The 1,005-nt window shown below is 44.0% G+C and carries 1 protein-coding gene; it reads left to right on the forward strand.

Annotated features, from left to right (window positions below; translation table 11 throughout):
- On the forward strand, positions 1-522 hold a 522-nt coding region (locus HWX89_RS26655), incomplete at its 5' end, for a transposase (protein ID WP_178340751.1).
- Between the last annotated feature and the right edge of the window lie 483 nt (positions 523-1,005).

Below are 1,005 nucleotides of genomic sequence, written 5' to 3' on the forward strand. Positions count from 1 at the left end.
CAAAACGTCCGGTTTAATTTTAATGCTTATCGTCAACGGACTGATAAGTATGGTTTTACCCGTGACTTTAAAGAATACATTGCCGAAAAGTATGATGAAAATCATCAACTAATTTCCGCGGCACTAACACCAAAAGGATATCTTAAAAGGATTTCCGTGAACGAAAATTGGGAATATTTCAAATCGAAACAACGAGAATTACTTTCAGCTCCAGAAACTGGTCAGATTTACGCTCAACGTAAGATCGATGTTGAGCCAGTTTTTGGCAAGATGAAGGCTTCTTTACATTTCAATCGATTCTCGGTGCGAGGTTTCGACAAGGTCACCAAGGAAGCCGGAATCGTAATACTGGCGTTAAACATTATGAAACTGGTCACGGTAGGGACCAACTTTAAAAATCAAAGGCGTAAGCAAATGGGACGAGAAACCAAAATTCGGTTTCTCGTCCCATTTGCTTATACAGAGGCTAGTTATGTCACAGCCTCATTTTTTATGGCCGTGTTTTTCATCAATTGTTGTTGAAAGGTGCCGGCAATTGACCCCGGATACTCGTTCGTCAGCATGTACGTGTCCTATTCCGACCTCCGGGGCTGGGTGACAATTGCTGGAACGCAGCCGACATCGATTTGAGCTAACGCCCAACCCGCGTCATCTCAAATACGAGTCTTATTCTAAGCCGGAAGCAACCCACTTCCAGCTAAGAATAATTTGGCTACTGAGCATTGTCACCCAGCCCCTCCGGTCTCAAGAGTGTGAGGGGCCACGAGTTGAAGCCGAGCATTGCCTAGCCAACGGATTAATGCGGTTTTGGCATTAGTCCGTTGGCGTAGCAAGCACAGGCTTTAGTGGCCCCGAACTCGGTACAATTTGTTGTTCGCTATTTGATACTGGAACTTTAAACAAAGCGTTAGGTGTATTAAGCCCTCTGTCAAGAGCTTAAATCTTACTACACCAATTCAGGATTAGTGAGCTATCTCAATATCATTTTCACCCTGACAGTTGATT

The organism is Rhizobium sp. RM (genome assembly GCF_013390595.1).
GTDB lineage: Bacteria > Pseudomonadota > Alphaproteobacteria > Rhizobiales > Rhizobiaceae > Agrobacterium.